Raw genomic sequence first — 6989 nt, forward strand, 5'->3', positions numbered from 1 at the left:
CGCGATGCGGTAGACGACGTCCCAGACCAGCCAGTCAAACGCCCATGCTCCGGGGTTCAGCCCCTCCGCCGCGACGATCAGGCCAAGGTAGACGAAAGGAAAGGCGAGGCCGTCGTTCAGCCCCGCTTCGGTGGTCAGGGTGAACCGCACCGGGTGTTCCTCTCCCTGATGCGGGGGGCCGACCTGCACATCGGCGGCCAGCACCGGGTCCGTCGGGGCCAGCACCGCACCAAGCAGAATGGCGCCCGCGACGGTCAGCCCCTCGATCCCGATACCCAGAAGCATGACCGCAAGAATCGTGAGCGGCATCGCGATGCCGAGCATTCGGATCGTCGGATACCACTGGCGCAGGGTGCCGAGACTGTCGATCCGCATCCCCGTCCCGAAAAGCGCCACGATCACGGCAAGCTCGCTCACCAGTTCCCAGGGCAGTGGCGTGGTCCGCGGGTCGGGCAGGCTGGGCACGTCAGGCACCAGCAGCGCCGCGCCCGCTCCGAACAGGATCATCAGCGGCGCGGAAACCGGATCGCGGTGCGAGAACAATCGCGGCAGCCAACGCGCGGCGATCACGATCAGGCCCACCACCGCGAGGGCAATGTGGTAGGGCTCGAAGGCGAAAAGGGGATCATCGGTCATTGTGTCATTCCGGTCCACGCGGGTTCCCGACAGTGAGACCCTTCATCAGGGGATCTGTAGTGCGGCGCGCGATTGTCCACGCCGCACCGGCGGGCAGCAGATGCGCGCCCGGTTGACCCCGTGCGCAGGACACGGAAAGTGAGACTCAGCAAAAAGGATCGCTCCATGGCCACCGATACATCCGCACCGCCCCTGCCCCCCAACCTGCACCAAGAGATCACGCGCGCCGTTGATGCAGGCTTCGAGGCGCAGACCCGTTTCCTCGCCGATTTCGTCGCCATTCCCAGCCTTCGGTTCGAAGAGGGCCCCGCGCAGGATTTCATGGCGGATGCGCTGCGCAAACGCGGCTACAAGGTGGACGACTGGAGCATCAACCTCTCCGATCTGCAGCATCTGCCGGGCTTCGGGCCGATCGATGGCGATTTTTCGCGGGCCCGTTCGGTGGTGGGCAGTCACCATCCCGAAACCACGAAGGGCCGTTCGCTGATCCTTCAGGGGCATCTGGATGTCGTTCCGACCGGCCCGGCGGAGATGTGGCGCGATCCGCCTTTCGATCCGGTCATCCGCGACGGGTGGATGTACGGGCGCGGTGCGGGCGACATGAAAGCCGGGACGGTCGCGGCGCTCTTTGCCCTGGATGCGCTGAAGGCCGCCGGATATGTTCCCGCCGCGACGGTGCATTTCCAGTCGGTGATCGAAGAGGAAAGCACCGGGCTTGGCGCGCTTTCGACCCTGCAACGGGGTTACCGGGCCGATCTGGCGGTGCTGCCTGAACCCTCCTTGCTCACGATCAACCGCGCGCAGGTGGGCGCGCTGTGGTTCCGCCTTCGGGTGCGGGGCAAGCCGGTGCATGTCTCAGTCGCAGGCGAAGGGTCGAACGCGATCATGGCGGGGTATGACATGATCACCGCCCTGCGGGAGCTGGAGGCCGATTGGAACGCCCGCGCCGCCCGTGATCCTGTCTATGCAGAGGTGCCGCATCCGCTCAATTTCAACGCCGGCAAAATCGCGGGCGGGGACTGGGCCAGCAGTGTGCCCGCATGGTGCGATATCGACTGCCGCATGGGGGTGCTGCCGGGGCAGGATCTGGCAGAGGCCCGGGCCGAGATCGAGGCCTGCGTCGCGCGTGCGGCGCGCGATCATCCCTTCCTGTCCAACAGCCCGCCGGAGGTGATCTGGAACGGGTTTCAGGCCGAAGGCTATGTCTTAGGTCCGGAAGCGGATCCAGCCCTCTCGGTCATGCGCGACGCCTTTGCAGAGGTTTTCGGCCCCGATGAACCCCTGCGGGAGCACAAGATGACCGCCCTGACCGATACACGGTTCTATGGTCTCTACTACGACATCCCGGCCTTCTGCATCGGCCCGCGGGCCGAGAACATCCACGGCTTTGACGAAAGGGTGGAGCTTTCGTCATGCCGGGAACTGACCGTGCTGCTGGCACTGTTCATTGCGCGCTGGTGCGGGCTGAACCCGGCGGAAAGCTGAGGCGCCTCCGCCGGGCTCCACTACCCCGGGGCTGTCGTTCAGAAGCAGGCTTCCAGCAGGGCTCGGGTGTTTTCCGCCGTCATCTCGACCGGGTTTCCGCCGACCGACGGATCCCGCAGCGCCGACGCGACGAGCGCATCCATATCGGGGTTCTTCACGCCAAGAGCGGTGAGGTTCGCCGGGATCGAAAGCCTGTCGTTCAACCCGCCCACGAAATCGTAAAACCCGTCAAAGCCCCCTTCGATACCAAGGTAGGCCGCCGCCCGGGCCAGCCGGTCTTCGACTGCGGCGCGGTTGAACCGCAGGACCGGCTGCATCACCACCGCGTTGGTCGTGCCGTGATGAGTGTGATGAACCGCACCAATCGGGTGGCTCAATGCATGGATCGCGCCGAGGCCCTTCTGGAACGCGGTTGCCCCCATGGCGGCGGCGGACATCATGTGCCCCCGCGCTTCCAGATCGTCACCATCGTCATAGGCGACAGGCAGATATTCCTTCACCAGCCGCATGCCTTCCAGCGCGATGCCCTGGCTCATCGGGTGGTAATGCGGCGAACAATAGGCTTCCAGACAATGGGCGAAGGCATCCATACCGGTGCCCGCGGTGATCGCGCGGGGCATGCCCACCGTCAGCGCCGGGTCGCAGATCACGATGCCGGGCAGCATCCTGGGGTGGAAGATGATCTTTTTTTCATGGGTGTCGGAATTGGTGATGACACTGGCGCGCCCCACCTCTGACCCGGTGCCCGCCGTGGTGGGCACCGCCACGACCGGCGCGATGGCATCCGCATCCGCCCGGGTCCACCAATCGCCCACGTCTTCGAAATCCCACAGGGGTCGCGCCTGCCCCGCCATGAAGGCCACCGCTTTCCCCAGATCGAGCCCCGAGCCGCCGCCGAAGGCGATTACCCCGTCGTGCCCGCCCTCGCGGTAGGCTTTCACCCCCGCTTCGACATTGGCGTCGGTCGGGTTCGGGTCGACGTCGGAGAATACGGCGCGGCCCAGCCCCGCCGCTTCCAGAAGGTCAAGCGTGTCGCGGGTGATCGGCAGCCCCGCCAGCCCCTTGTCGGTCACGAGAAGGGGCCGCTGTATCCCGGCGGCGACGCAGGCCTCCCCCAGTTCGGAAATGCGCCCCGCGCCAAAGCGGACGGCAGTGGGATAGGACCAGTTGGCAACAGGCGTCATGGGTCAGGCTTTCTTGAAATGGTAGGATTTCGGACGGGTGAGCGCGAGGTAGCCCAGTTCGGACAGGCCTGCGCCGCGCCCTGTATTCTTGCACCCGGTCCAGCACAAGGCGGGATCGAGGTAATCGGCGCGGTTCATGAAGACGGTGCCGGTCTCCAGCCGCCGGGCAATGGCTTCTGCCGCTTCGGCATCCGCGGTGAAGATCGCCGCCGTCAGCCCGAATTCGCTGTCGTTCATCAGGCGGATCGCTTCTTCGTCGTCCTTTACGGGCATGATGCCGACCACGGGGCCGAAGCTTTCGTCGCGCATGACGCGCATGTCATGGGTCACATCCGTCAGCACCTGCGGCGTCAGATAGGCGCCCCCGTCGTCGGCGGCCATCTTTTCGATATGCGTGGTGGCACCCGCCGCGATGGCCTCTTCGATCTGCGCGCGGACCTCACTGGCGAAACGAACGTTCGCCATCGGGCCCATGGTGGTGTCCTTGTCCAGCGGATTGCCCAGCTTCTGCTGGCGCACCCACGCCACCGCCTTTTCCACGAAGGCGTCATAGAGGCTTTCGTGCACATAAATCCGTTCGATCCCGCAGCAGCACTGGCCTGCGTTGAACATCGCGCCATCCATCAGCGTATCGACCGCCGCCTCAAGGTTCGCATCCGCCCGGACATAGCCCGGGTCCTTGCCGCCCAGCTCCGTGGCGACCCCGGTAAAGGTGCCCGCCGCCGCCCGTTCCATCGCCTGCCCGCCGCCGACGGAGCCGGTGAAATTGACGAAATCGAAGGCGCGGTTTGCAATCAGTTCCGCCGTGGTGGCGTGGTCCAGCACCACGTTCTGGAAGACGTCTTTCGGCACGCCCGCCGCGTGGTAGGCCTCCGCCAGATGTTCGCCCACAAGGATGGTTTGTGCCGCGTGTTTCAGGATGACCGCGTTCCCGGCGATCAGCGCGGGCGCGATGGTGTTGTTGGCGGTCATGTAGGGATAGTTCCACGGCGCCACCACGAAGACGACGCCGTGTGGTTCCCGCGCGATCTTGCGGGTAAAGGCGGCGCTGTCCTCTACCACTTCGGGCGCAAGCGCCTCTGCCGCGATCTTCGCCATATGGATGGTGCGTTCTTTCAACCCGCCGAATTCGCCGCCATAGCGGATGGGTCGCCCCATCTGGTGCGCCAGTTCGGTGGTCATCCGGTCTTGGGTCTTCTCGATTTCAGCCAGTGCCCCGAGAACGAGGTCAACTCGCTCCTGAAGCGGTCGCGCGGCCCAGTCCTTTTGCGCCGCCCGGGCGCGGGCGGCGGCATCAGCGGCCTCTGCCCCGCTCAGGGGTTCACGGGTTGCATAGGTGCTCCCGTCGATGGGGGAGATGCAGGTGATGGTCATCTTGGTCCTCTCAAAAATCAGCGCAGGGCGCATGGCGGCGCCGGTCAGGCCCGCTCGAACCCGCGGGCGATTTCCCAGTCGGTCACCACCCGGTCGAACTCTTCCAGTTCGACTTCGGCGGCGCGCGCGTAATGGTCGATCACGTCATCGCCCATCGCCGCGCGCAGGAAGGCCGAGGTCTTCAGCTTGTCATGCGCCGCGCGCAGCGTCTGGGGAATATCGTCCGCCTTGGCATCCTCGTAGACATCGCCGCGTGTGGGCGGGGCCAGTTGCATCTTGTCCTCGATCCCCTTGATCCCCGCCGCCAGCATCGCGGCCTGCGCCAGATAGGGGTTCAGGTCCGACCCGCCGATGCGGCATTCCACGCGCACGCCCTTTGTTCCCGCCCCGCAGAGGCGGAAGCCCGCGGTGCGGTTATCCACGGACCACACGGTTTTCGTAGGCGCAAAGGTTCCCTTGGCGAACCGCTTGTAGCTGTTGATATAGGGGGCAAGGAAATAGGTATATTCCGGCGCATGGGCGATCAGCCCGGCCATGTAGTGTTTCATCAGCTCGGACATGCCGAGTTCATTGCCCTCGTCCATGAACGCCGGTTTGCCATCCTTCCACAGCGACTGGTGCACATGGCTGGAGCTTCCGACCCGGTCCTTGTGCCACTTGGGCAGGAAACTGGCGGCATGGCCCTGCTGCCACGCGATTTCCTTCACCGCATGTTTGGCGATCGTGTGGTAATCCGCGCAGTCCAGCGCCGGGGAATAGCGGATGTTCAGCTCCTCCTGCCCGGCCTCGGCCTCGCCCTTGGAATTCTCGATGGGCAGACCCGCGGCATATAGGTGATTGCGGATGGGCCGCATCACATGCTCTTCCTTGGTGGTCTGGAAGATGTGGTAATCCTCGTTGTAGCCGCTGATCGGGCGCAGCTCGCGAAAGCCCCCCGCCCGGATCGTCTCAAGACTGTCGGCAAAGAGGAAGAATTCCAGTTCAGTCGCCATCATCGCGTCAAAGCCAAGCTCGGCCAGCCGCGCGATCTGCTTTTTCAGCATGGCACGGGGCGAATGGGGGATCGGTTCGTGGTGGTGATGGTCCACCATGTCGCAGAGAACCATCGCCGTGCCGTCCAGCCACGGGACGGGACGGATGGTGTCAAGGTCCGGCTTCATCACATAGTCGCCGTACCCCGCTTCCCAGGAGGTGGAGGCATAGCCACCCGGCGTCGCCATCTCCAGATCCGTGGCGAGCAGATAGTTGCAGCAATGCGTTTCCTCGAAAGAGGTTTCGACGAAGTTCGCCGCGTGGAACCGCTTGCCCATAAGGCGGCCCTGCATGTCCACCATGCAGACGAGCACCGTATCGATGCTGCCGTCCGCGACGCGCTTCTTGAGATCCGCGAAAGAAAGGGTGCCGGGCATTTCGGTCTCCGTTGGTCAGGGTCAAAGGACGGCCCGGCAGGGCCGTCCCTTCTTTTCAGATGCAGGTTCAACTTCGGATCAGCCGTTGGTGTAGGGCGGTCCGGCCTGGTTGATGACTTCGTTGTAGTCGCGGAAGATCTGGACGATCTTGGCGTGGATCTCGCCTTCCTCGGCGATCTCGCTCCAGAATTCCTTGGCCGCGTTCTCCACCTCTGCCCATTCGGCCGCCGGAACGGTGCGCAGCGCCAGCTTGTCGCCCTTGGCCCGCAGCCGTGCCTCGCCGCCCCAGTACCACTGGTTGCGATAGGTATGGCCCGCGTCGATGCCCGCCATCACCAGTTGCTTCAGGTGCTCGGGCAAGTCCGACCACTGCTGCTGGTTGACGAAGAAGGACCCGATCCATGCGCCCGAGATGTTGTTGGTCAGGAAGTAGTCCGTCACATCGGCCCAGCCGACGGTGTAATCCTCGGTGATGCCGGACCACGCCATGCCATCGAGCTCGCCCGTCTGCACGGCAACCTCGGCGTCTTCATAGGGGATGTTCACCGGCACAACGCCAAAGCGCGACAGGAAGCGGCCCGCCGTCGGGAAGGTATAGAGCTTCAGCCCGTCGAGATCGGCAACGGAGGTGATTTCCTTTGTCGTGTTGAAGTTGCACGGGTCTTGACCCGCCGCCGACAGCCACTGCACGCCGACCTTGGCGTATTCGTCCCGCCAGATATCGGCCAACCCGTACTGGTTGAACAGCACCGGCACGTCGAGGATGTGTTTCGTCGCGAAGGGGAAATAGCCGCCGAACTGCTGCAGCGGCGTGGGCGAGGCCATGGAATCGTCGTCCGAATGCACCGCGTCGATCGTGCCGCGCTGCATCGCCTGAAACAATTCGCCGGTGGGCACGATC

The 6989-nt window shown here is 64.6% G+C and carries 6 protein-coding genes; 1 reads left to right on the forward strand and 5 read right to left on the reverse strand.

What is annotated here, in order from left to right; all coding sequences use genetic code 11:
• Window positions 1-636, reverse strand: a 636-nt coding sequence (locus A3764_RS01365; RefSeq protein ID WP_067951067.1) for a cation:proton antiporter domain-containing protein, incomplete at its 3' end; no start/stop codon positions are given.
• Between the two features lie 165 nt (window positions 637-801).
• Here A3764_RS01365 and A3764_RS01370 point away from each other — a divergent pair.
• Window positions 802-2121, forward strand: coding sequence for an ArgE/DapE family deacylase (locus A3764_RS01370; RefSeq protein WP_067920560.1), 1320 nt, complete (start codon window positions 802-804; stop codon window positions 2119-2121).
• Between the two features lie 38 nt (window positions 2122-2159).
• On the opposite strand, the gene A3764_RS01375 is transcribed toward A3764_RS01370, so the two are convergent.
• The 4 genes from A3764_RS01375 to A3764_RS01390 form a co-directional block, all read right to left on the reverse strand.
• Window positions 2160-3305 (reverse strand): iron-containing alcohol dehydrogenase, encoded by a 1146-nt coding sequence (locus tag A3764_RS01375; RefSeq protein ID WP_067920556.1) that lies wholly within the window; start codon window positions 3303-3305, stop codon window positions 2160-2162.
• 3 nt (window positions 3306-3308) lie between these two features.
• The gene (locus A3764_RS01380; protein WP_067920564.1) at window positions 3309-4679 is read right to left on the reverse strand and encodes an aldehyde dehydrogenase family protein; all 1371 of its coding nucleotides are present in this window, start codon (window positions 4677-4679) and stop codon (window positions 3309-3311) included.
• Window positions 4680-4723: 44 nt separating this feature from the next.
• The gene (locus A3764_RS01385; RefSeq protein WP_067920554.1) at window positions 4724-6088 is read right to left on the reverse strand and encodes a glutamine synthetase family protein; all 1365 of its coding nucleotides are present in this window, start codon (window positions 6086-6088) and stop codon (window positions 4724-4726) included.
• A gap of 78 nt (window positions 6089-6166) precedes the next feature.
• On the reverse strand, window positions 6167-6989 hold an 823-nt coding region (locus A3764_RS01390; protein ID WP_067951069.1), incomplete at its 5' end, for a C4-dicarboxylate ABC transporter.

It is taken from the genome of Sulfitobacter sp. HI0129, from assembly GCF_001635395.1.
GTDB lineage: Bacteria > Pseudomonadota > Alphaproteobacteria > Rhodobacterales > Rhodobacteraceae > Sulfitobacter.